20 protein-coding genes are annotated in these 21,856 nt (G+C 66.3%); 16 read left to right on the top strand and 4 right to left on the bottom strand.

The window, feature by feature from the left end; translation table 11 throughout:
• Nucleotides 1-4: 4 nt before the first annotated feature.
• The 3 genes from AC0KVN_RS13445 to AC0KVN_RS13435 are packed head-to-tail and all read right to left on the bottom strand — an operon-like array spanning nucleotide 5 to nucleotide 2,612.
• Nucleotides 5-994 (bottom strand): DUF2891 domain-containing protein, encoded by a 990-nt coding sequence (locus tag AC0KVN_RS13445; protein WP_435568488.1) that lies wholly within the window; start codon nucleotides 992-994, stop codon nucleotides 5-7.
• Nucleotides 991-1,929 (bottom strand): DUF979 domain-containing protein, encoded by a 939-nt coding sequence (locus tag AC0KVN_RS13440; RefSeq protein WP_435568489.1) that lies wholly within the window; start codon nucleotides 1,927-1,929, stop codon nucleotides 991-993. Before AC0KVN_RS13440 ends, AC0KVN_RS13445 begins: the two co-directional genes overlap by 4 nt.
• A complete protein-coding gene (locus tag AC0KVN_RS13435; RefSeq protein WP_435568502.1) occupies nucleotides 1,926-2,612 on the bottom strand; it encodes a DUF969 domain-containing protein in 687 nt (228 codons plus the stop codon). The genes AC0KVN_RS13440 and AC0KVN_RS13435 overlap by 4 nt, the downstream gene beginning before the upstream one ends.
• A gap of 262 nt (nucleotides 2,613-2,874) precedes the next feature.
• Between AC0KVN_RS13435 and AC0KVN_RS13430 the strand changes: the two genes are divergently transcribed.
• The 9 genes from AC0KVN_RS13430 (at nucleotide 2,875) to epsC (ending at nucleotide 11,541) form a co-directional block, all read left to right on the top strand.
• Nucleotides 2,875-3,399, top strand: coding sequence for a hypothetical protein (locus AC0KVN_RS13430; RefSeq protein ID WP_435568503.1), 525 nt, complete (start codon nucleotides 2,875-2,877; stop codon nucleotides 3,397-3,399).
• A 126-nt stretch (nucleotides 3,400-3,525) separates the two neighbouring features.
• The gene (locus AC0KVN_RS13425; RefSeq protein WP_004211071.1) at nucleotides 3,526-3,963 is read left to right on the top strand and encodes a hypothetical protein; all 438 of its coding nucleotides are present in this window, start codon (nucleotides 3,526-3,528) and stop codon (nucleotides 3,961-3,963) included.
• A complete protein-coding gene (locus tag AC0KVN_RS13420; protein ID WP_004211073.1) occupies nucleotides 3,963-4,673 on the top strand; it encodes a winged helix-turn-helix domain-containing protein in 711 nt (236 codons plus the stop codon). The genes AC0KVN_RS13425 and AC0KVN_RS13420 overlap by 1 nt, the downstream gene beginning before the upstream one ends.
• A 182-nt stretch (nucleotides 4,674-4,855) precedes the next feature.
• Entirely contained in the window at nucleotides 4,856-5,554 is a 699-nt protein-coding gene (locus AC0KVN_RS13415; protein WP_004211075.1) for a carbonic anhydrase, read from the top strand.
• 3 nt (nucleotides 5,555-5,557) lie between these two features.
• Nucleotides 5,558-7,054, top strand: a complete 1,497-nt coding sequence (locus tag AC0KVN_RS13410; protein WP_435568490.1) for a SulP family inorganic anion transporter — start codon at nucleotides 5,558-5,560, stop codon at nucleotides 7,052-7,054.
• A gap of 285 nt (nucleotides 7,055-7,339) precedes the next feature.
• A complete protein-coding gene (locus AC0KVN_RS13405; protein ID WP_010337000.1) occupies nucleotides 7,340-8,188 on the top strand; it encodes a TorF family putative porin in 849 nt (282 codons plus the stop codon).
• Nucleotides 8,189-8,382: 194 nt separating this feature from the next.
• Nucleotides 8,383-9,093, top strand: a complete 711-nt coding sequence (locus tag AC0KVN_RS13400) for a response regulator (RefSeq protein ID WP_004211079.1) — start codon at nucleotides 8,383-8,385, stop codon at nucleotides 9,091-9,093.
• Entirely contained in the window at nucleotides 9,090-10,424 is a 1,335-nt protein-coding gene (locus tag AC0KVN_RS13395; protein WP_435568491.1) for an ATP-binding protein, read from the top strand. Before AC0KVN_RS13400 ends, AC0KVN_RS13395 begins: the two co-directional genes overlap by 4 nt.
• Nucleotides 10,425-10,539: 115 nt before the next feature.
• Nucleotides 10,540-11,541, top strand: coding sequence for a serine O-acetyltransferase EpsC (epsC, locus tag AC0KVN_RS13390; RefSeq protein ID WP_004211082.1), 1,002 nt, complete (start codon nucleotides 10,540-10,542; stop codon nucleotides 11,539-11,541).
• Between the two features lie 37 nt (nucleotides 11,542-11,578).
• On the opposite strand, the gene AC0KVN_RS13385 is transcribed toward epsC, so the two are convergent.
• Nucleotides 11,579-13,258: an alkaline phosphatase family protein gene (locus tag AC0KVN_RS13385; protein WP_435568492.1), complete on the bottom strand. Its 1,680-nt coding sequence runs from the start codon at nucleotides 13,256-13,258 to the stop codon at nucleotides 11,579-11,581.
• A 75-nt stretch (nucleotides 13,259-13,333) separates the two neighbouring features.
• Here AC0KVN_RS13385 and AC0KVN_RS13380 point away from each other — a divergent pair, with 75 nt between their 5' ends.
• The 7 genes from AC0KVN_RS13380 (at nucleotide 13,334) to AC0KVN_RS13350 (ending at nucleotide 21,843) form a co-directional block, all read left to right on the top strand.
• Nucleotides 13,334-15,376 carry a protein-disulfide reductase DsbD family protein gene (locus tag AC0KVN_RS13380; RefSeq protein WP_435568493.1) on the top strand — a complete coding sequence of 681 codons (2,043 nt, stop codon included), beginning with the start codon at nucleotides 13,334-13,336 and terminating at the stop codon, nucleotides 15,374-15,376.
• Nucleotides 15,376-16,113 (top strand): TlyA family RNA methyltransferase, encoded by a 738-nt coding sequence (locus AC0KVN_RS13375; RefSeq protein WP_435568494.1) that lies wholly within the window; start codon nucleotides 15,376-15,378, stop codon nucleotides 16,111-16,113. The genes AC0KVN_RS13380 and AC0KVN_RS13375 overlap by 1 nt, the downstream gene beginning before the upstream one ends.
• 88 nt (nucleotides 16,114-16,201) lie before the next feature.
• Nucleotides 16,202-17,266 carry an efflux RND transporter periplasmic adaptor subunit gene (locus AC0KVN_RS13370; RefSeq protein ID WP_435568495.1) on the top strand — a complete coding sequence of 355 codons (1,065 nt, stop codon included), beginning with the start codon at nucleotides 16,202-16,204 and terminating at the stop codon, nucleotides 17,264-17,266.
• 4 nt (nucleotides 17,267-17,270) lie between these two features.
• Complete coding sequence (locus AC0KVN_RS13365; protein WP_435568496.1) at nucleotides 17,271-20,375, top strand: efflux RND transporter permease subunit; 3,105 nt, start codon at nucleotides 17,271-17,273, stop codon at nucleotides 20,373-20,375.
• Between the two features lie 18 nt (nucleotides 20,376-20,393).
• On the top strand, nucleotides 20,394-20,942 hold the full coding sequence (locus tag AC0KVN_RS13360) for a TspO/MBR family protein (RefSeq protein WP_435568497.1): 549 nt from the start codon (nucleotides 20,394-20,396) through the stop codon (nucleotides 20,940-20,942).
• 40 nt (nucleotides 20,943-20,982) lie between these two features.
• Complete coding sequence (locus tag AC0KVN_RS13355) at nucleotides 20,983-21,294, top strand: accessory factor UbiK family protein (protein WP_004211090.1); 312 nt, start codon at nucleotides 20,983-20,985, stop codon at nucleotides 21,292-21,294.
• A 42-nt stretch (nucleotides 21,295-21,336) separates the two neighbouring features.
• Entirely contained in the window at nucleotides 21,337-21,843 is a 507-nt protein-coding gene (locus AC0KVN_RS13350; protein WP_004211091.1) for a type III secretion system chaperone family protein, read from the top strand.
• The last annotated feature ends 13 nt before the right edge of the window (nucleotides 21,844-21,856 follow it).

Below are 21,856 nucleotides of genomic sequence, written 5' to 3'. Positions count from 1 at the left end.
GGGGTTACTCCAGCGCCAGCAGCGCGAAGCTGGCCAGCCAATGTTCCCCCATATAGTCACCGGCTATATGGGGGAGCGCGGCGTTGAGATGGGCGATTGCCGCCTGCTCGGCGATCGGCGCGATCGGGGCGTCGGGGCCCAACGCGGCGGCGATGCCGCGCCAGCACCAGGCGCGGCTGAGGTTCAGGCCGTCGAGATGGGCGATCTTGCCGTCGCTGCGGTCCGATACGGTGGCCGGGGTGAACAGGGTGGCCGGCTGGCCGGTCAGAAGATCGGGCAGGAAAGCGCCGAACCAGGCGGCAAATTCATCGCACGCGAGCAGCCGGCTCATCAGCAGCGCTTCGGTCAGCGCCGAGGAGAGAAACTCGTCGCCACCCGGTTCCCAGGCCTGGCAGGCGCGGTCCTGCCCGAACCAGGCAAGGGCGCGCTCGCGGATCAGCGCCTGGAGCGCGGGGTCGCGGTCCTTGGCCCAGTCATAAGCGTGGATCAGCGCAAAGCTGCTGTTGAAATGGGTGCCGACGCGCAGCGGATAGGTCATTTTCGGCAGGAAGGCGTGGAAGCGCGCGGCGAAGTCGAGCGCCAGCGGTTCGATCGAGGCGGCCCAGGGGCCGTCCTGTCGGGCGAGTTCGGCATGGAGCGCGAGCAGCCAGGCCCAGCCATAGGGCCGCTCGAACCCGCCGGCGGTCGGGCGGGTGAGGAAGGCGCGTTCGCCCGCGACCTTGTCCGGCACCAGCATCATGTCGGCGCGGGCGCGGATGGCATCGGCCTGGGCCATGGCGGGGTAGAGGCGGCGCAGGCGCATCACCTGCCACCAGCCATGGACGCAGCTGTGCCAGTCATAGCTGCCATGGAAGATCGGATGATGCTCCGCCGGGATGCGCGCATCCTCCGGCCCCTGATAGGTCAGGTCCATCTTGTAGGGATATTGCCGCCCCAGATGAGAGAGGGTCAGCGCAGCGAAGCGATCGGCAATATCTTGGGAAAGTCGGGTCATCGGAAGGCCAGCCAATAGATCAGGAGGATGTTGACGCAGAGCAGGGGGAGGGCGGTGCCGACCTGGCGGCGGATCACGCCATATTCATCCTTGAGCTGCAGCAGCGCGGCGGGGAGGAGGTTGAAATTGGCAGCCATCGGCGTCAGCAATGTGCCGCAGAAGCCCGCCAGCATGCCGATCGCGCAGATGATCGCCGGATCGCCATGATATTGGTGGATCAGTAGCGGAATGCCGATCGCGGCGGTCATCACCGGGAAGGCGGCAAAGGCATTGCCCATGACGATGGTGAAAAGCGCCATGCCCAGGCCATAGGCGATCACCGCGCCGAGCAGGCTGCCATCGGGAATGGCGAGGCGGACGATGCCGCCGACGACATCGCCAACGCCGGCAAGCGCGAACACCGCGCCGAGGCTGGCCAGCATCTGCGGCAATATGCCCACCCAGCCGACCGAGTCCATCAATTGCCGCCCCTGTTGCAGGGCGACGATCGGCCGGGCGCGCAGCCAGGTGCAGCCGATGGCGAGTGCGATCAGGACGCCCAGCGCCAGCGAGATGAGGGTGGTCTGCTTGGGATCGATCCAGGCGGGGAACGCCTTGAACAGGAAGGTGCCGGCCAGCGCGGTGACGGGGATGACCAGGGCGATGGCGAACAGGCCATTGCCATGGCGGTCGGCCCGCGCCTGTCGCTCCGCCAGCGTCACGCCGCCGCTGCCGCGACCCAGCCCCTTGAAGCCGGCAATGGCGACGAGGCCGAGGACCAGGACGCCATTGCCGATGTCGCCGAGCCGATCGCCTGCCCACATGCTGAGCGCGAGCAGTGCCCAGAAGGCGGCGGTGGTGAAGCGGCGCGGATTGCTGCGGTCGGCGGCGCCGAGCAGGGCATAGCCAGCGAACACCGCGCCCATCAGCGCATAGACCCAGTGGAGGGTGATCATGCCGCGTCCTCCGCTTCCTTGGCACCCTGCGCGTTCAGCCGGCGGTCGAGCCGCCACAGTCGAAAGCCGTGAATCAGCAGCGCGGCGATCGCGGTCGGGATCGCCCAGACCGAGAGCTGGAGCGGTTCGAGCAAGATGCCATATTGCTCCAGCAACCCCTTGATCAGCAGGATCGACCCGATGGCGAGGAAGATATCCTCGCCAAAGAAGACGCCGACATTGTCGGTCGCGGCGGCCCAGGCCTTGATCTCGTCGCGCTGCTCCTCATCGAGCGCGCCGGCCTGTTTCTCGGCCGCGGCTTCGGCGATCGGGGCGACCAGCGGGCGCACGGTCTGGGCATGGCCTGCGACCGAGATCAGGCCCATGGCGGCCGAAATCTGGCGGGCGACAAGATAGAAGAGAAGGAAACGGCCGGTGGTGGCGCCGCGCATCCGGTCGATGAGGCCGCGCGCCCGTTCCTGAAGCCCATGCGCTTCGAGCAGGCCGATCACCGGCAGCACCACCCAGACGACCGAGACATAGCGCGAGTCGTTGAACGCCTTGCCAAAGGCGGCGAGGATGGTGATCGGATCGAGCCCGGCGGCAAGGCCGGTGGCGATGGCCGAGGCCAGGATCACCAGCAGCGGATTGAAGCGCAACACGAAGCCCGCGACGATCAGGGCGATGCCCAGCAACACCCACATTAGTCGTTCGCGTCCCGCAGTCGTCCGTCCGTCATCGCCATGGGGTAGCGGCAATGCAGGCCGCTGGCCATAGGCGGTTGAAATCCGGTGCGATGGTCGCACCGGTCGCACCGGACCGTCGGTTCGCATCTTTTCCGAAAATCCTGATGGCCAATGACATCGGCCTGACATAGTTGGAGGAGACAGGGGCGTATCAGACGTGGACGGCCAGACCCAAAAATGGGGCGGACGTGGAATTATTCGGAGAGAGCCTTTGACCATCATGGCGATCGATTTCGAGGCGTCGTGCCTGCCCCGGCACGGACGATCCTTCCCGATCGAAGTGGGCATAGCGGGCGGCGGCATTGCCCGCAGCTGGATCATTCGACCTCATGCAGCCTGGGCCGGCTGGGACTGGACCGCCGAAGCAGAGGCGCTGCACGGCCTGTCGCGCGCCCGGATCGAGGCGGAGGGCGAGCCGGCGGACGTGGTGCTGGCGCAACTGGCGGCGGCGGTCGCCGGCTGCCGCGTGGTCGCCGACAGCGTGATCGACCAATATTGGCTGCAGACGCTGGCAGATGCGCAGGCCGTGGTGGCGCCGTTCGCGATCGATCATGTCTCATTGTTGCTGGATGAGTGGGGCGCGGACGAGCCGCGGATCGCGGCCGCCATGGCCCATGCCGATGCGCTGCATAGCGCGCGGCACCGCGCCGTGGCCGATGCGCTGTGGCTTTCCGGGCTGATCGAGGCCCTGTCGGGGGCGGTGCAGCCGCGTCAGGCCAGCCCGGTGATCGCAAGGGTCGCTTGACGGCATGCAGCGACACAGCAATAATTTGTAACGTTCGGCATATTGGGGAGACATTCTCCCTGCCTAAACCCCTCGGAAGGATCCCGCTTATTGCTGGATATTGTCTGTTTCGAAGGGAAGCCACCCATGTTGCCGATCCTTGCCAGTGTCGCGGCGCTCGCCGCTTCCTCCACCCCGATCCACAGCGCTGAACTGACCCACGGCGCCCAGGCCTATACGGCCAGCTATCACACCGCATCGTCGGTGCGCTTCACCCAGGTCGAGCCGCGCTTCGGCAATCGCAACGCCATCCCGGTCTGCCGCTGGCAGGCTGATGTGCGCGTTGACCGCGCCGTCGCGGCCCAGGGCCAGTCGGTGCCGGCCTTCGGCAAGGCGGTCCATCGCTTCGCCCCGCTGTCGGGCAGCTATGCCGGCACCTGCGCTGCTGCCCGCAGCCAGGTGGACGCAGAGGTCGCCCGCTATGCCAGCGCCCGCAATGCCGAGGCCGTGTCGGTCGCGCAGCAGGACCGTGCCGTGCTGGTGAATGAACTGGACAGCGTACGCGCGCTGACCGTGAAGGGCTGATGAGTCCACCGCTGATACTGGTCGCCGAGACGCAACAGGATTTGCGGCACAAGGTGCGCGAATTCCTGGAGCAGAGCGGGTTTCGCGCTCTGCCTGCGGCCTCGTCGAGCGATATATTCAGTGCCATGGACCGGATGCCGGTCGGCGCGGTCGTGCTGGACGCAGGGCTGCGCGGGCCGGACGGCATGGACCTGTGCCGCGACGTGCGCGAGCGTAGCGACGTGCCGATCATCCTGGTCGGCGCCGACAGCAGCGAGGTCGACCGGGTGGTCGGCCTGGAGCTGGGCGCCGACGATTACATGGCCAAACCCTATTCGACCCGCGAACTGGCGGCGCGTCTGCGCGCCGTGCTGCGGCGCGGGCGGAGCGAGCGGGCGCTGGGCCTGCGGCGCCAGACCCAGGCGCGCTTCGACGACTGGGTGGTCGATTTCGCCCGGCGCGAAGTGACCGACCCGGCCGGCGCGCTGGTCGAACTGACGGCAGCGGAATTTTCGCTGCTCGCCGTGTTGCTGGATCATGCCCAGGCGGTGATTGCCCGTGCGCGGCTGATGGAACTGGCGGGCGTGCGCGACGCGCCCTCGTCCGACCGCAGTGTCGACGTGCTGATCAGCCGGTTGCGGCGCAAGCTGTCCCATGAGGGACGGCCCGCCGCGATCGTGACTGTTCGTGGCGTCGGATACATGTTCAGCGCGGTCGTCGACCGGCGCTGACCTCCCGAAAAGGCGCGCTGATGGCGGTTTTCCGCCATTTGGCGCGCCTGTCGGGCGCTTTGCATCCCAGACATGATTTTTAACAATTCCGCTGCGCCGCAGCAAAATCTGCTGCGTATTTTGCAAGCTAGGCCGGTCCGCCCCCTGACCGGCAACGCAATAGCAATAAGAGGATGAAAGCCATGAACGAGCTTATCGGTCGTGTATTCAGTTTCGAGACCAAGGTCTTCCCGAACGAAAGCACGCTCTACAATCAGTTGGCCAGCCATGGTCAGAGCCCCAAGGCACTGATGATCTCCTGCGCCGACTCGCGCATCGTTCCCGAGCACATCATGCAGGCCCAGCCGGGCGACCTGTTCGTCTGTCGCAATGCCGGCAACATCGTGCCGCCGCATGACAGCCAGCTGGGCGGCGTGACCGCCACGGTCGAATATGCCGTCATGGTGCTGGGCGTGCGCGACATCATCGTGTGCGGTCACAGCGACTGCGGCGCGATGAAGGCGCTGGCCACCGACGCCGACCTGACCGGCATGCCCAATGTCGCCGCCTGGCTGCGCCACAGCCATGCCGCGCAGAAGCTGTGCCGCGAATCCTATCCTGCCGACCTGGATGCCGCCGAAAAGCTGCGCAACATGGCGCTGGAAAATGTCGTCGTGCAGCTGTCGCACCTGCGCACCCATCCGTCGGTCGCGTCGGGCATCGCCCGCGGCGAGATCGCCCTGCATGGCTGGTATGTCGACATCCATGCCGGCCAGGTCCTGGGCCTGGACGGCGAAACCGGCCGTTTCTCGGTGCTGCGCGAAGGGCAGAAGCTGCCCGTGGCGCTGCCGCATGGGCGTCGCCTGGCCGGCGAATCGCTCATCGCACAAGCTGCGGAGTAAATCATGTTGAAGGCCTTTTCCGGCGGCACGTTCAGCCGCGACTTCACGGCGTCGATCGTCGTGTTCCTGGTGGCCATGCCGCTGTGCATGGGCATCGCCATTGCCTCCGGCGTGCCGCCGGAAAAAGGCCTGATCACCGGCATCATCGGGGGCCTGGTCGTCGGCCTGCTGGCGGGTTCGCCGCTGCAGGTCAGCGGTCCGGCGGCCGGTCTTGCGGTCATCGTCTTCGAAATCGTGCGGGAACAGGGGCTGTCGGCCCTTGGCCCCATCCTGATCCTGGCAGGCGCGATCCAGATCGTCGCCGGCCTGCTGAAGGTCGGCGGCTGGTTCCGCGCCATTTCGCCCGCGGTCGTGCATGGCATGCTGGCGGGCATCGGCGTGCTGATCGTCGTCGGCCAGTTCCATGTGCTGTTCGATGACAAGCCGCTGTCGAGCGGCCTGCACAATCTGATCGCGATGCCGGGCCAGATATTGGGCCTCACCAATCAGGATGCGGCCACCGCCTTCGCTGTCGGCTTGGTCACCATCGGCGCGATGCTGGGTTGGGAGAAGTTCCGCCCTGCATCGATGAAGCTGGTGCCGGGTGCGCTGGTCGGCGTGGTCGCCGCGACGCTGGTCGCCTTCGCGCTCGGCCTGCCGGTCGCCCGTGTTGTCGTGCCGGAATCGATCCTGTCCGCCATCAGCCTGCCCGAACAGGGCCTGCTGGCGCAGCTGATGAGCCCGACCATCACCACCACCGCCATTGCCATCGCCTTCATCGCCAGTGCCGAGACCTTGCTGTCGGCCGCGGCGGTCGACCGCATGCATGATGGCGTGCGCACCAATTACAACCGCGAACTGAGCGCGCAGGGCGTGGGCAACCTGCTGTGCGGCGTGGCTGGCGCGCTGCCGATGACTGGCGTCATCGTCCGTTCGTCCGCCAACGTCCAGGCCGGCGCCAAGACCCGCCTGTCGGCGATCCTGCACGGCGCCTGGATCCTGGGCTTCGTCGCCCTGCTGCCCTGGCTGCTGCGCGAAGTGCCGATGGCGGCGCTGGCCGGCATTCTGGTCGTGACCGGCTTCCGCCTGGTCAGCCTGTCGCACGTCAAGCATCTGTTCCACCTCTATGGTCCGCTGCCGGCGATCGTGTGGGCCGCGACGCTGATCTGCGTCGTCGCGACCGACCTGCTGACCGGCGTGCTGGTGGGCATTGGCCTGTCGCTGATCGAACTGATCCCCCATGCCAGCCGCCTGCGTCTGGGCGTCGAGGAAGCCAGCCGCGGCGACGCGCATGAAGTGGCGCTGCACGGCACGGCGAGCTTCCTGAGCCTGCCCAAGCTGTCAGCCAAGCTGGAATCGGTGCCGGCGGGACAACTGGTCATCCTCAATGTCGAGCGCCTGACCCATATCGACCATACCTGCGCCGAAATGGTGCGCGAATGGGCCGATCGCCGCACCGGCGCGGGCGCCAAGGTGGAGTTGTTCGGCGCGACCGGACGGATGCGCCAGCTCGTCGCCTGACACGAGCCTTCATGACAGAAAAGCCGCCGCATCCCCGGATGCGGCGGCTTTTTCATGTTCAGATGCAATTTGGACATCAAATAGAAACAATATCGGTGGCAATTAGAAAAGAACCGTGATCGCTATATCACAGCGCCCCTCTTCCCTTGTGCAGATGCGAAGATAGAGGTTTGCGCCGAGGGCTGGCGAGAATAGTCGAGTAGTCATCCGCCGGTACGGAAGACGATATTCCAACAGATCTTCGGGCCGCGGATGCAGGACGGAACATTCTTTCGTAAAAGGGGAATGTTCATGAAGTATCAAATCGCTTGTGCCGCTCTGGCTCTGATGTCGAGTGCGCCGGCCTTCGCCCAGGAAGAACCCGCAGGCCCGGTCACCGTGACCGGCAGCGTCGGCCTGGTTTCCGATTATCGCTTCCGTGGTGTTTCGCAGTCCGATCGCGGCATGGCGATCCAGGGCGGCCTGACCGCAACCCATGAAAGCGGCGTCTATGTCGGTACCTGGGGTTCCAACCTGTCGGGCTGGGGCACCTTCGGCGGCGCCAACATGGAACTGGACCTGTTCGCAGGCTATGCCATTCCTCTGGGTGACAGCGGCGCGACGCTGGACCTCGGCCTGACCTGGTACATGTATCCGTCGGGCGCCGACAAGACCGACTTCGCCGAACCCTATGTGAAGCTGTCGAGCCAGGTCGGCCCGGTCAAGGGTCTGCTCGGCGTGGCCTATGCCCCCAAGCAGGAAGCGCTGGGCAAGTGGTGCAGCGACGCCGATTGCACCATCTACAAGCCGGGTGACAAGGAAGATAATTTCTACATCTGGGGCGATGTCAGCGGTGCGATCCCGAACACCCCGGTCAGCCTGAAGGCGCATCTGGGCTGGTCGAACGGCAATAGCGGCCTGGGCCCGAACGGCACGTCGGTCGCGCCGACCGGCAAATATCTCGACTGGCTGGTCGGTGCCGACCTGGCCGTGCCGGGCACGCCGCTGACGCTGAGCATCGCCTATGTCGACACCGACATCGCCCGCGTCGAGGAAAATTATCTGCGTCCCAACTTCCAGGTCGCGGACGGCGATAATTTCGGCAAGTCGATCGCGCGCAGCACGGTCGTCTTCTCGATCTCGGCCGCTTTCTGATCTTTACGGATCGGGCCCGTTCGCGCGGGCCCGATCTGCTGTATTTCCGGGCCTTATCTTGTGCCGAGCTGTCGCCGGCGTGACAAATTGTTGCTGTGGCCCCCGTCAACTGTTTCGGCAGCAAGCTGCGGTTGACCCTCCACCGGTCGCTGCTTATCTCCCAACATCATGAACAGCCTGATGTCGCTCCGCGCATGACCGCCCCCTCGATCATCCTTGTCGAAGACGATCCGCCGCTCCGCACGCTGACGGCGCGCGCGTTGCAGGAACATGGCTATCAGGTCCGTCCGGCCTCGTCCGGTCCGGAAATGTGGGTGGCCTTCGATGCCGGCCCGGTCGACCTGGTCGTTCTGGACGTCATGCTGCCCGGCACCAACGGCATCGACCTGTGCCGCCAGATCCGTCGCAAGAGCGACGTTCCCATCATCTTCATCAGCGCCAAGGGCAGCGAGACCGACCGTATCGTCGGGTTGGAACTGGGCGCCGACGATTATCTGCCAAAGCCCTTTGGCACGCGCGAGCTGATCGCCCGTATCCGGGCCATCCTGCGCCGTGTCGGCGTGGAGCGTGGCCCGGACGAGCAGCGCGAGAATGAAGCGCGCTTCGACGGCTGGATCGTCAACTTCCCGCGCCGTGAACTGCGGTCGCCCACGGGCGCGATCGTCGACCTGACCGGCGCCGAGTTCGACCTTCTGGGCAGCTTCCTCAGCCATCCGCAGCGGGTGATCGCGCGCGAGCGGCTGATCGAATTGTCGCGCACCCGCATGGGTGACAGCAGCGACCGCAGCATCGACGTGCTGGTCAGCCGCCTGCGTCGCAAGCTGTCGACCGAGGACCGGCCCGCGCCGATCACCACGGTGCGCGGCGTCGGCTACATGTTCAACGCGGAAGTCGCGCGCGCTTGAGACGACAGCGGTTCAGCCGGTCGCTCGGGCTGGTCGGCCGCATCTTTGGCATATTGCTGCTGACCGTTCTGCTGGAATTCGTGGTCGGTACGCTCATCTATGAGCGCGCCAGCCATTTGTCGCTGCAGGATGACGAGGCGCGCCGCCTGGCCGAGCATCTGGTGATCGCGCGCAAGCTGGTGGCCAAGGCGCCGGTCAGCCAGCGCGGCGGGGTCAGCGCGCAGTTGACCACTGACCGCTATGACATCCACTGGACGCTGGCCGCGCCGCCGCCACCGCCGCTGTCGCCCGAACTGGCGCGGATGCGGCAGCAGATCGTCGACTGGGAACCCAGCCTGCATGAATCGCGGTTGTGGCTGCGGCTCAATTCACCCGGCCGTTCCTCGCAGATCAATGGCGGGCTGCAACTGGCGGACGGCAGCTGGCTCTATTTCGGCATGCACCATAGCGGCGGCAAATGGGCCTTCACCTTCGGTCGCTTCGGCCTGGCGCTGATCCCCGTGCTGGCGCTGCTGATTGCGGGTGGCGTGCTGATCCGGCGGACCCTGGCGCCGCTGCGTGACCTCACTCATGCGACCAAGCGGATCGGCCTGGCCCAGCAGGTGGCGGTGGCGGAAGCGGGCACCAATGATGTGCGCAACCTGATCCGCGCCTTCAACGCGATGCAGACCCGCATCCATCGCCTGATCAACGAGCGGACCGAGACGCTGGCGGCGGTCGGCCATGACATGCGCACGCCGCTCGCTCGGCTGCAATTGCGGCTGGAAGCGGTGGACGACCCCGAAATCCGCGAGGCGATGGGCGAGGATCTGGCCGAGATGGGCGAGATGATCGAGTCCGTGCTGGCCTTTCTGGGCGGCGAGAAGAACCCCGAACCGGCGGTGCGGATCGACGTAGCGGTCACGATCGCGACGGTGGTCGACGCCTTCCAGGATCATGGCGACGATGTGATCTATGACGGGCCGGATCATCTGGAAATGGAGGTCCGCCCGCTGTCGCTGCGCCGTGCCGTGCGCAACCTGATCGAGAATGCGCTCCATTATGGGGTGCGTGCGCGGGTCAGCGTGGCGCGGCACGATAATGAGGTGCTGATCCGCGTCGATGATGATGGCCCCGGCATTCCGCGCGACCGGCTGGAGGAGGTGCTGAAACCCTTCCATCGGCTGGATACGGCGCGTCAGCGCAACACGCGTGGCATGGGCCTGGGCCTGGCCATCGTTGCCAAGACGGTCGAGCAGGAGGGCGGTCGCCTGACGCTGGCCAACCGACCCGAGGGCGGGCTGCGCGTCGAAATCTGCCTCTATCCGAACAGGCCGGAAGCCAAGGTCTGATCGGCCTTCCGGCGCGTTCGGCAAAGAGAATCTCGCTACCCCCAAGCAAAACTCGTTTATCCTGGCGCGCAGACGCGGGTTATTCCGGTTGCCCATCGGACAAGAGGCGCAGGGAATGGCGGACGGCGATATGCAGGGTGAAGGCGTGGGCTATTGGGATCTGGACCGGCTGGTCACGGACCTGGCCGCAGCGCGCAGTCGCTGGCGGCAGGAACAGCAGCATCATGCCGAATATGGCGCCGAAGGATTCCCGTCTCGCGCCAATCTGGTGAAGATCACCGGTGCGCTGTGCGGCGCGCTGTTCCCGCTGCGGCTGGGACCGAGCTTCGTGCGACTGCATAATGAGGACGCCTATGTCGCCGAGACGCTGCAGACCGTGCTCAGCCGCCTCTATGGCCAGATCCGGCTCGAACTCATCTATGCGATGAAGGACGATCCGATTGCCGCAGTCGACGCGGCGGCGGCGCGGATCATTGGCGAGTTCGCGCACAGCCTGCCGGCGCTGCGCACCCTGCTCGACAGCGATGTCGAGGCGGCCTTCCTGGGCGATCCGGCCGCGCGCAGCGTGGACGAGGTGCTGATCTGCTACCCTTCGATGCTGGCGATCATCCATCATCGACTGGCGCATCGCCTCTATGAACTGGGCGCCCCGCTGGTGGCGCGGATCATTTCCGAGATCGCCCATTCCCATACCGGCATCGACATCCATCCCGGCGCGCGCATCGGCCACGGCTTCTTCATCGACCATGGCACCGGCGTCGTCATCGGCGAGACGGCGATCGTCGGCGATCGGGTGCGGCTCTATCAGGGCGTGACGCTGGGCGCGCGCAGCTTCCCCTCGGACGAGAAGGGCGCGCTCGAAAAGGCGCAGCCGCGCCATCCGATCATCGAGGATGATGTCGTCATCTATGCCGGCGCGACGGTGCTGGGCCGGATCATCATCGGCAGCCGATCGGTCATCGGCGGCAATGTGTGGCTGACCGAGAGCGTGCCGGCCGACAGCAATGTGCGCCAGGCCAAGGCCCGGCACGAAGTGACCAGCCGGGTCGAGGTGTCGGCCCCGCACCGAGTTCATGCCCTGCTGGAAAGCACGGACGGGATTGGCGAGAATATCTGATCCTCCCCCTTTTGACGGGGGGAGGATCGGCAAGGGCTTATTGCCCGGCGCAGCTGTCGTCCTTGCCGGCGACCAGGTCGAGGCAGCGGCCGTCAATCTGGTCCTTGGACACGGGCAGCTTGATCAGCGCGGCGAGGCTGGGGAGGATGTCCACCGTCTCGACGCCCAGCGGCTGCTCGAAATGCTGCATGCCCTTGCGCCAGAAGAGGATCGGCACGCGGCGGTCGGTATCCCAGGGCGAACCATGGGTGGCGACCGAGCCCATCACCGCCTGTTCGGGGATCGACATCACGCGTGGCTTGAGCAGCAGCAGCAGGTCGCCCGAGCGGCTGGGGTAGAAGCTGGCGCGTGCTTCCTGGATCAGGCTCCAGCTTTCGGGCGGACCCGAGGGCGAGGGGGTGGCGGCGATTTCCGCCTTGGTGAAGACGGTCTGTACCTGCGGATGGGCGCGCAGATATTTGAGCGCTTCGGTCTCGACCCTGGCGCGCTGTACGGCGGTCAGGCCCTTGTCATAATAGATGTCGCCCGACGGGCCGTCGCTCCAGATCACCTTCTTGCCGGGCAGGCCGGCCTTCTCGGCGATGGTGGCGTTGAGCGCCTTGGGCGTCAGTGCCATGTCGACCCGCTGTTCCATCGGCATGGCGTTCATGCGGTGGCGTTCGGGCAGGTCATGGCCGCCATGGTCGGCGGTCAGCACGACGACATAGTCGATGCCGTCCTTGTCGAGCCGATCGAAGAAGGCGCCGAGTTCGGTGTCGAGCCGGTCGACCTGGATGCAGCTTTCGGTGCCTTCGGTGCCGAAGGTGTGGCCGACATAGTCGGTCGCCGACAGGCCGATCGAGATGATGTCGGTCTGCGCCTGCTTGCCCAGCTGCATGCTCTCGATCGCGGCGGCGGCGAAGGCCAGGGTCATCGCATCCTGCTCGGGCGAAATGCGGAAGCCCTTATAGTCGCCGGCGTCACGCGCGAAGCGGCCGGTGCCCACGGTGCGGTTGCCGGCCTGGACCGGGAAATCCTTCGACACGCACTGGGCGGGCAGCTCGAAGCCGGGGTTGGGCTGGGCGAGGCGCTGGGCAAAAGCCTGGTTGACCTGGGTGACGAGCGGGGTGGGGGTGACGCCCTTGTAGCTGACATAGCCCTGCGGCCCGCCCAGCCACCAGACCTGATCGGCGGTCGCGCCGCCCATCATGATCGCGGCGCGATCCTTGCCGGCGACCGACACGACGCGGGTGGCGGGGTTGGCCGCCTTCATCCTGCCGCCCAGCGTCGGCACCTTGAGGTGCAGGGGCGAGGCTTCATATTTGTCGCTGCTGCTGCCCGGCTGGCTCTCATCCTCGGCGCAATAGAGGCTCTTGTCCTCGCGCTTGGCGTCGAGGTCGAACCAGTTATTGGCGATGATGCCGGTGCGCGACGGGCGGCTGCCGGTCAGGATGGTCGAGTGGCCGGGGCAGGTCTCGGTCGCGGCGTGGCTCTGATAGCCGCGCGGGAAGACCGCGCCTTCGCTGGTCAGGCGCTTGAGGCCGCCGGTATAATATTGGCGATATTCGCTGAACAGGTCGGCCGAAAACTGGTCGACCGAGATGGCGACGATCAGCTTGGGCGGAGTCGCGGCAATGCTGCGGGCGGCCGGTGCAGGAGCGGCTGCAGGCGCGGGGCTCTGCGCCACGACGGGCATGGCAGTGGCAAGCAACAGGGCAGCGGCGACGTGTTTCAACATATGGGTACCTTCTCATGCCTTGACGGCGGATAGGGAGCGACCTAGCCCCCTTGCATCCACCCGACCAGAGGCCCGATGCGGATTTTTCAAGTCATATTCGTGACGCTCGCCATGCTGGCGGGGCTGTCGATCGCATCGCCGGCCGTGCAGGCCCAGGCGGCCTTTGGTGGCGGCCCGGCGCATATCGCCGCGCAGTTGATGGCCGAAAGTGCGGCGCCCGCGCCCGGCAAGGGCACGACCATTGCCTTTGCCATGAAGCCGGAAAAGGGCTGGCACGGCTATTGGGAAAATCCGGGCGATGCGGGCCTGGGCATGACCGTGACCTGGACCCTGCCCAAGGGCGTGACGATTGGCGCGCTGCGCTATCCGGTGCCCGAGACGCTGCTGATTTCGGGCCTGATGAATCATGTCTATGAAGGCCCTTATGCGGTGCTCGCCAATCTGAGCGTGGCGCCGGACGTGGCGGCGGGCACCCGCCTGCCGATCCGGGTGAAGGCCGAATGGCTGGCCTGCACCGACAAGATCTGCGTGCCGGAAAGCGGCGAACTGGCGCTGGAACTGGTCGCGGGCGATGGCAAGGTCGTACCGGCGATGCAGGCGCGCTTCGATGGCTGGCGCGGCCATCTGCCCCGGCCGCTGGGTGCGCAAGCGACCTATCAGATCGTCGATGGCAAGCTGCGCCTGTCGGTGCCGTTTCCGGCCGATGCGCAGGCGCGCGACGTTCATCTCTTCCCGTTGAGCGACGGGCTGGCCCGCTTCGCCGCCGCGCAGAAGGTCAGCCGTGAGGGCGATCGGCTGCTGGTCGAGACGGAGGCGGGCGAGGGTTTCAAGGGCGGCGCTGCGCAGGCGGTGCTGCGCACCGGCGACCATGTCGGTTTCCTGCTGACGGCCAAGTCCGGTGAGGTAGCCGAGATCGCGCCCAAGGGGCTGGCGGGCACGATATTGCTGGCGCTGGGCGGGGCGATATTGGGCGGGCTGCTGCTCAATGTCATGCCCTGCGTCTTCCCGATCCTCGGCCTGAAAGCGCTGAGCCTGGCCAAGGCGGGCGGCGATGAACGAGCGGCGCGGCGCGAGGCGCTGGCTTATGGCGCGGGCGTGATCCTGGCCTGCTTGGCACTGGGTAGCCTGCTGCTGGGCCTACGCGCGGCGGGCAGCGCGGTCGGCTGGGCGTTCCAGTTGCAGGATCCGCGCATCATCCTGGCGCTGCTGCTGCTGGTCAGCGCGATCGCGTTCAACCTGGCTGGCCTGTTCGACCTGCCGGCCTTTGGCGGCGGTGGCCAGCTGGCAGGGAAGGGCGGCATGGTCGGCGCCTTCTGGACTGGGGCGCTGGTCGCCTTTGTCGCGACGCCCTGCACCGGTCCGTTCATGGGCGCGGCGATGGGCACGGCGCTGGTGCTGCCCCTGGGCGCGGCGCTGGCGATTTTTGCCGGCCTTGGGCTTGGCCTGGCGCTGCCCTTCCTGCTGCTCGCCTATCTGCCTGCGCTGCGCAATCGCCTGCCGCGTCCCGGCGCATGGATGGGCCGGTTGCAGCGCATCCTGTCGATCCCCATGTTCCTCACCGCGCTGGGCCTTGCCTGGCTGCTGGGTCAGCAACGCGGGGTCGGTGGCATGACCATCGGCCTTGGCGCGGCGCTGGCGTTGGTGCTGCTGCTCTGGTGGCTGGGCATGCGCCAGCGGGCCGGGCGCGGCGGCTGGTTGCAGGTCGGCGTCGGTGCGGCGGTCCTGCTGGTCGGTGCCGCAATGCTGTTGCCTGCGCGCGCGCCGGCCCTTGCAGCGGCGGGCGAGGGCGCGGTCGTCGCCTTCGATGCGGAAAAGCTCGACGGGCTGCGCGCCGCGAACAAGCCGGTCTTCCTCTATTTCACCGCCGACTGGTGCCTGACCTGCAAGGCCAATGAGGCCGCCGCGATCGAGCGGGCGGAGGTGCGTGCAGCGTTCGAGAAGGCGGGCGTCACCGTCATGATGGGCGACTGGACCAATGCCGATCCGGCGATTACCCGCTTCCTCGAAGCGCAGGGCCGTTCGGGCGTGCCGCTCTACCTTTGGTACGCACCGGGCAAGGAGGCCCAGACATTGCCGCAGCTACTGACCCCGTCGACCCTCACCGGACTGGTGCGCTGATGGCCAAGATTCGCGCTGACCAGTTGCTCGTCGACAATGGCCTCGCCGAAAGCCGGGCGCGGGCGCAGGCGCTGATCCTCGCCGGCCTCGTCTATCTGGGCGACAAGAAGGTGGAGAAGGCGGGGCAGCAGGTGCCGGACGACGCCGAACTGGACGTGCGCGGGCGCGACCATCCCTGGGTCTCGCGCGGCGGCATCAAGCTGGCCCATGCGATCGATGAATATGGCATCGACGTCTCCGGTTTCGTCGCGATCGACGTCGGCAGCTCGACCGGTGGTTTTACCGACGTGCTGCTGACCAAGGGCGCGGCAAAGGTCTATGCCGTCGACAGCGGCACCAACCAGCTTGCGTGGAAGCTGCGCTCCGATGATCGCGTCATCGTCCATGAGCAGACCAGCGCCCGCATCCTGACCGACGCCCACATAACCGAGCCGGTCGACATCATCGTGTGCGACGCCAGCTTCATCAGCCTGGCCAAGGTGCTGGAAAAGCCGATCGGCTTCGCCCGGCCCGGCGCGCAGCTGGTCGCTCTCATCAAGCCGCAGTTCGAGGCGGGGCGCGAGGAAGTGGGCAAGGGCGGAGTGGTGCGCGATCCCGCCATTCATCAGCGCGTCTGCGACGAAGTGGCTGCCTGGGTCCGTGAGAAGGGCTGGGAAGTGCTTGGAATCACGACCAGTCCGATCACCGGGCCACAGGGAAATGTCGAATTTCTGATTCATGCGCGGCTTGGCGGATAATCGCGCCAGCTTCGTTACCCGCCCTGCGATACATTTTGACACATTCCATGCGGTTGTGTCCGTCACAAAGGCCCGTTAGCCCCTCGTCATGCGCTCGACCCTGCCTGTCATTCTCGTTGCCCTTTGTCTTGCCGGTTGCGGCGGAGAGAAGGAAAAGAAAGCTCGCCCGCCGGCTCTGGTGGAGGCGGTGGCGATTGCGCCCACCCGCTTCACCGACAATGTCGAGGCGGTCGGCACCGCGCTCGCCAATGAGCAGGTGGTGCTGTCCGCGCCGGTGACCGAGCGGATCGATGTGCTGAACTTCACCGATGGCGGTTTCGTGTCCAAGGGACAGGTGATCGCCCGCATGGCCGTGGGCCAGGAAAAGGCGGAACTGGCCGCGGCCGAGGCGACCGCGCTGCAGGCCGACCAGCAGTTGAAGCGCATCCAGGCGCTCAAGTCGCGCGGCTTTGCCACCGGTGCCACGGTCGAGCAGCAGATCGCGCTCGCCAGCAGCGCCCGCGCCAATGCGGACCTCGCCCGTGCCGGCATCGGCGACCGCACCATCCGCGCGCCGTTCAGCGGCTGGGTCTCGCTGCGCACGGTCTCGCCCGGCGCGGTCATCACCGCCGGCACCGCGATCGCCACGGTGAGCGACATTTCGCGGATCAAGCTGGACTTCACCGTGCCCGAGACGCGGCTGTCGATGATCCGCGAGGGCATGCCGATCAAGGCGGTGTCCGCCGCCTGGCCCGACCGGCCGTTCAACGGCACGATCGCGACGATCGATCCGGTGATCGATCCCGCCACCCGCGCCGTGCGGGTCCGCGCGATCATGCCTAATCCCGACAAGGCGCTGAAGCCCGGCATGCTGTTGACCGTCAGCGTCTTCTCGCGCGAGCGCCAGTCTCTGGGCGTGCCCGAACTGGCCGTGATCGGCGATGGCGACGAACGCTTCGTCTTCGTGCTGGACGGTCGCACCGCCAAGCGGACCAAGGTCGAAACCGGCATCCGCCAGAACGGCCTGGTCGAGATTTTGGGCGGCGTGAAGGCCGGCCAGCAGATCGTGACCGAAGGCGTGGTGAAGCTGACCGACGGCGCACCGGTGCGGCTGGCCGGCGACAAGAAGGGTGATGACGACAAGGGCGGCAAGTCCGCCAAGGCCGCCGGCTAAGCCGATGCAGCTCTCCGATCTCTCGGTCCGCCGGCCCGTCTTCTCGGCGGTGGTCGCGGTGCTGATGTGCATCGTCGGCCTGGTCGGCTATTTCAGCCTGTCGGTCCGCGAATATCCCGATACCGATCCGCCGATCGTCTCGGTCGAGACGACCTATACCGGCGCCGCCGCGTCTGTGGTGGAAACCCGCATCACCCAGCAGATCGAGGATGCGGTCGCGGGTGTGCAGGGCATCCAGACCATCACCTCGACCTCGCAGGACGGCACGTCCAACATCAATATCGAGTTCGATCCCTCGCGTGATATCGACAGCGCCGCCAATGACGTGCGGGACCGTGTCGGCTCCGTGACGCAGGATCTGCCCGAGGATGCGCTGGCGCCCGAGATCCGCAAGGTCGATTCCGACGCGCGATCGATCCTGTTCCTCGCCTTCTCGCGCCCCGGCTGGTCGCCGATCCAGATCAGCGACTATCTCGACCGCAACATTGCCGACCGCTTCGCCGCGATCGACGGCGTTGCCCGCGTCACCATCGGCGGCGAGGCGCGGCCGTCGACCCGCATCTGGTTCAACGCGGAAAAACTGGCCGCCTTCGGCCTGACCCCGGCCGATGTCGAGGCGGCGCTGCGTACCCAGAATGTCGAGCTGCCCGCCGGCCGCTTTGAATCGAAGGACCAGAACCAGACGCTGCGCGTCGAGCGGCCCTTCGCCACGCCGAACCAGTTCGCGCAGCTGGTCGTGGGCCGGGGCGAGGATGGTTATCAGGTGAAGCTGGGCGATGTCGCTCGGATCGAGGAAGGGGCCGAAAACCCCTATAGCAGCTTCCGTTCCAACCAGGGCACGGCGATCGGCATCGGCATCATCCGCCAGTCGGGCGCCAACACGCTGGAAGTGGCACAGAAGGCCAAGGCGCTGATCAAGGATCTGGAGCCGACCCTGCCAAAGGGCATGCGCGTCGCTATCGGCACCGACGAATCCCTGTTCATCGAACGCGCGATCGACAATGTCTATGACACGCTGATCGAGGCGGCTCTGCTCGTCATCCTCGTCATCTTCCTGTTCCTGGGATCGGTGCGCGCGACGATCGTGCCAGCGGTGACGGTGCCGATCTGCCTGCTTGCCACCTGCGCGGTGATGTGGCTGCTCGGTTTGTCGATCAACCTGCTGACCCTGCTCGCCTTCGTCCTCGCCATCGGCCTGGTGGTCGACGACGCGATCGTGGTGCTGGAAAATGTCTATCACCGCGTCGAACAGGGCGAAGATCCGCTGGTCGCCGCCTATCTCGGCACGCGGCAGGTGGGCTTTGCCATCATCTCGACCACGCTGGTCGTCTGCGCCGTGTTCGTGCCGGTCATGTTCCTGGCCGGCCAGACCGGCCTCTTGTTCCGCGAACTTGCCATCGCGATGATCGCGGCGATCGGCTTTTCGGGCTTCATCTCCTTGAGCCTCGCGCCGATGCTCTGCTCCAAGCTGCTCAAGAATGCCGAGCGTGGCCGGCTGGCGCGCTGGGTCGATGATCGCTTCCAGCGGATCGAGCATGGCTATGGCCGCTGGCTCGACTGGACCTTGAAGAAACCTCTGATGCCGCTGCTGGGCGTTGCGATCTTCCTGGGCGTCGCCTTCTTCCTCTTCACCCGCCTGCCGGCCGAACTGGCCCCGGCCGAGGATACCGGCGTGGTCGAGGCCAATGTCAACGCGCCCGAAGGCACCGGCTTCGACCGGATGATGGCCTATATGCAGAAGATCGAGAATGATCTCGCCTTCCTGCGCAAGGATGGCACGCTGCAGAATCTGGTGATCCGCACCCCCGGCGGCTTCGGCACCACCGACGATTATAACAACGGCAATGTCATCGCCTTCCTGCGGCCGTGGGAAGACCGCACCATCACCACGGCGGAAGTCGCGACCATCATCAACAAGGTGATCGCCGACCAGCCGGGCGTGCGCGGCAATGCCGCGCCGCGATCGGGGCTGGGCCGTGGTCGTGGCCTGCCGGTCAATATCGTGGTGGCCGGCTCTACCTATGAAGGGCTGGTGGCGGCGCGCGACCGCATCATGCTGGCGGCGGCGAGCTATCCGGGCCTCATCAACCTCGACAGCGATTATAAGGAAACCAAGCCGCAGATGCGGATCGAGACCGATCTGCAGCGCGCCGGCGACCTGGGCGTGTCGGTGAACGATGTCAGCCAGGCGCTGCAAAGCCTGCTCGGTTCGCGCCGCGTCACCACCTATGTCGACCGCGGCGAGGAATATCGCGTGCTGGTGCAGGCGGAGCGCGACGGGCGCCAGACGCTGGCCGATCTGGAACGTATCCAGGTGCGCAGCCGCAGTGGCGTGCTGGTGCCGCTGTCCGCGGTCGTGAGCGTGCGCGAAGTGGCCGGGCCGCGTCAGCTCAACCGCTATAACAAGCTGCGCGCCATCACCCTGACCGCCGCGCTGACGCCGGGGACGTCGCTGGGGCAGGGGCTCGCCTTCCTGGAGGATCAGGCGCGCCAGTCGCCCGAGGTGCTGGCGATCGGCTATCGTGGCGAAAGCCAGTCGCTGCGTGAGACCGGCGGGTCGATCTGGATCGTCTTCGGCCTCACCATCCTGATCGTCTATCTGCTGCTCGCGGCCCAGTTCGAAAGCTTCATCCACCCCGGCGTCATCATCGCGACGGTGCCGCTGGCGGTGGCGGGGGGCGCGCTGGGCCTGGCGATCACCGGCGGGTCGATCAACCTCTATAGCCAGATCGGCATCGTCATGCTGGTGGGCCTCGCCGCCAAGAACGGTATCCTGATCGTCGAGTTCGCCAACCAGTTGCGCGACGAGGGGATGGAGATTGCCGAGGCGATCCGCGAGGCGGCCAAGCGGCGTCTGCGCCCGATCCTGATGACGTCGATCGCGACCGTCATCGGCGCGGTGCCGCTGGTGCTGCGCGGCGGGGCCGGTGCGGCGGCGCGCCATTCGATCGGCGTGGTGATCGTGTTCGGCGTCAGCCTGGCGACGCTCATCACCCTGTTCCTCATTCCCATTTTCTATTCGCGCGTTGCCAAGCGCACGGTTTCTCCGCAAACCGTTGGTCGCAAACTGGATTCGGCGCTCAAGGATTCGCCCGAACCCGCCGAATAGCTTGGAGCTGCGTTGCCGATGAACGAGATCGCGTCCCAGGGTCAGTTGCGTCTTGCCTATCTGCGCTGGGCGTTGGTGACGGTGCCCGCGATCGTCTTTCTCGGCTTCCTGTCGGGCAGGCTCGCCAATAGCGGTTTTGGCAATCGCTGGTTCGCCTCGCTCAACCTGCCGGCGCTGATGCCGCCGGGCTGGGCCTTCGGCGTCGCCTGGACGATCCTCTATATACTGATGGCGCTGGCCTTCGCGATCGTGCTGCATGCGCGCGGGGCCAGGGGGCGGGGAGCAGCGGTCGTGCTGTTCCTGGTGCAACTGTCGCTCAACCTTGCCTGGTCGCCGCTCTTCTTTCGCGCGCATCAGGTGGGGGCGGCGCTGGGGCTGATCCTGGTGCTGGCGCTCTTGGTGGCGCTCACCACCACCTTGTTCTGGCGGATCCGTCCCTTTGCCGGTGCGTTGATGTTGCCCTATCTGGTCTGGCTGGTCTTTGCCTCCTACCTCAACTATGAGGTCGGCCGCCTGAACCCGGATGCGCACAGGCTTGTCGCGCCGGCACTCCAGACCCAGATATGATTTCGGCGCACCCACGCGCCTGATACGAGGATAGACGATCATGCAGAGCGAGAACCGCTTTTTCGACGACCTGGCCAAGCTGGTGAACGGCGCTGCCGGCACGGTCGCGGGCATGACCCGCGAGTTCGAATCCAATGCGCGCGAACGCGCTAAGGAATGGATCGGCGGCGTCGACTTCGTCAGCCGCGAGGAATTTGACGCGGTCAAGGCGATGGCCGCCGCCGCGCGCGAGGAAGTCGAACTGCTCAAGGCCCGCCTCGACGCGCTGGAAGGCAAGGCGCCCGAACCGGTCACCAAGACCGTGCGCGCCGCCAAGACGAAAGCTGTGGATAAGGATGCGGGCGCCGAGTAAGCGCCCTGTCCTTTCGCCGCTTGCGGTGATAAAGGCGCGCCGATGATGGATAGCGACGAATTTGAGAATGGCGGCCATGAGGCCGCGCCGATCGACATGCTGGCGGCCTTTTACGAGGCGCATGGCTGGAGCTATGAGCAGGTCGGCGAGGACGAGATCGTCGCGAGCACCCAGGGGTCGTGGGCGCAATATGAGCTGCGCGGCATCTGGCGTGACGAGGATCAGGTGCTGCAGCTTCTCGCGCTGCCCGACATCCGCGTCAATGACGACAAGCGCGCCGTCATCTACGAGACGCTGGGCCTGATCAACGAGCAGCTCTGGCTCGGCCATTTCGAGCTGTGGTCGTCGAGCGGCATCATCCTGTTCCGCCATGGCGCCTTGCTGGGGCAGGGCGGCACGCTGACGCTGGACCAGGCGCAGGTGCTGATCGAGACCGCGATCGACGAGTGCGAGCGTTTCTATCCGGTGTTTCAGTTCGTCCTGTGGGGCGGCAAGAGCCCGAGCGAGGCGATCAGCGCGAGCCTGATCGAAACCCGCGGCGAAGCCTGACATTTCTGCCTGA

This window comes from Sphingobium sp. SG1 (assembly GCF_057063145.1).
This window is presented reverse-complemented; position numbering and strand designations above follow the sequence as displayed.

Coding starts and splice junctions, on each gene's coding strand:
- AC0KVN_RS13445 (WP_435568488.1), bottom strand. CDS start 994: ATGACCCGACTTTCCCAAGATATTGCCGATCGCTTCGCTGCGCTGACC.
- AC0KVN_RS13440 (WP_435568489.1), bottom strand. CDS start 1,929: ATGATCACCCTCCACTGGGTCTATGCGCTGATGGGCGCGGTGTTCGCT.
- AC0KVN_RS13435 (WP_435568502.1), bottom strand. CDS start 2,612: ATGTGGGTGTTGCTGGGCATCGCCCTGATCGTCGCGGGCTTCGTGTTG.
- AC0KVN_RS13430 (WP_435568503.1), top strand. CDS start 2,875: ATGGCGATCGATTTCGAGGCGTCGTGCCTGCCCCGGCACGGACGATCC.
- AC0KVN_RS13425 (WP_004211071.1), top strand. CDS start 3,526: ATGTTGCCGATCCTTGCCAGTGTCGCGGCGCTCGCCGCTTCCTCCACC.
- AC0KVN_RS13420 (WP_004211073.1), top strand. CDS start 3,963: ATGAGTCCACCGCTGATACTGGTCGCCGAGACGCAACAGGATTTGCGG.
- AC0KVN_RS13415 (WP_004211075.1), top strand. CDS start 4,856: ATGAACGAGCTTATCGGTCGTGTATTCAGTTTCGAGACCAAGGTCTTC.
- AC0KVN_RS13410 (WP_435568490.1), top strand. CDS start 5,558: ATGTTGAAGGCCTTTTCCGGCGGCACGTTCAGCCGCGACTTCACGGCG.
- AC0KVN_RS13405 (WP_010337000.1), top strand. CDS start 7,340: ATGTTCATGAAGTATCAAATCGCTTGTGCCGCTCTGGCTCTGATGTCG.
- AC0KVN_RS13400 (WP_004211079.1), top strand. CDS start 8,383: ATGACCGCCCCCTCGATCATCCTTGTCGAAGACGATCCGCCGCTCCGC.
- epsC (WP_004211082.1), top strand. CDS start 10,540: ATGGCGGACGGCGATATGCAGGGTGAAGGCGTGGGCTATTGGGATCTG.
- AC0KVN_RS13385 (WP_435568492.1), bottom strand. CDS start 13,258: ATGTTGAAACACGTCGCCGCTGCCCTGTTGCTTGCCACTGCCATGCCC.
- AC0KVN_RS13380 (WP_435568493.1), top strand. CDS start 13,334: ATGCGGATTTTTCAAGTCATATTCGTGACGCTCGCCATGCTGGCGGGG.
- AC0KVN_RS13375 (WP_435568494.1), top strand. CDS start 15,376: ATGGCCAAGATTCGCGCTGACCAGTTGCTCGTCGACAATGGCCTCGCC.
- AC0KVN_RS13370 (WP_435568495.1), top strand. CDS start 16,202: ATGCGCTCGACCCTGCCTGTCATTCTCGTTGCCCTTTGTCTTGCCGGT.
- AC0KVN_RS13365 (WP_435568496.1), top strand. CDS start 17,271: ATGCAGCTCTCCGATCTCTCGGTCCGCCGGCCCGTCTTCTCGGCGGTG.
- AC0KVN_RS13360 (WP_435568497.1), top strand. CDS start 20,394: ATGAACGAGATCGCGTCCCAGGGTCAGTTGCGTCTTGCCTATCTGCGC.
- AC0KVN_RS13355 (WP_004211090.1), top strand. CDS start 20,983: ATGCAGAGCGAGAACCGCTTTTTCGACGACCTGGCCAAGCTGGTGAAC.
- AC0KVN_RS13350 (WP_004211091.1), top strand. CDS start 21,337: ATGATGGATAGCGACGAATTTGAGAATGGCGGCCATGAGGCCGCGCCG.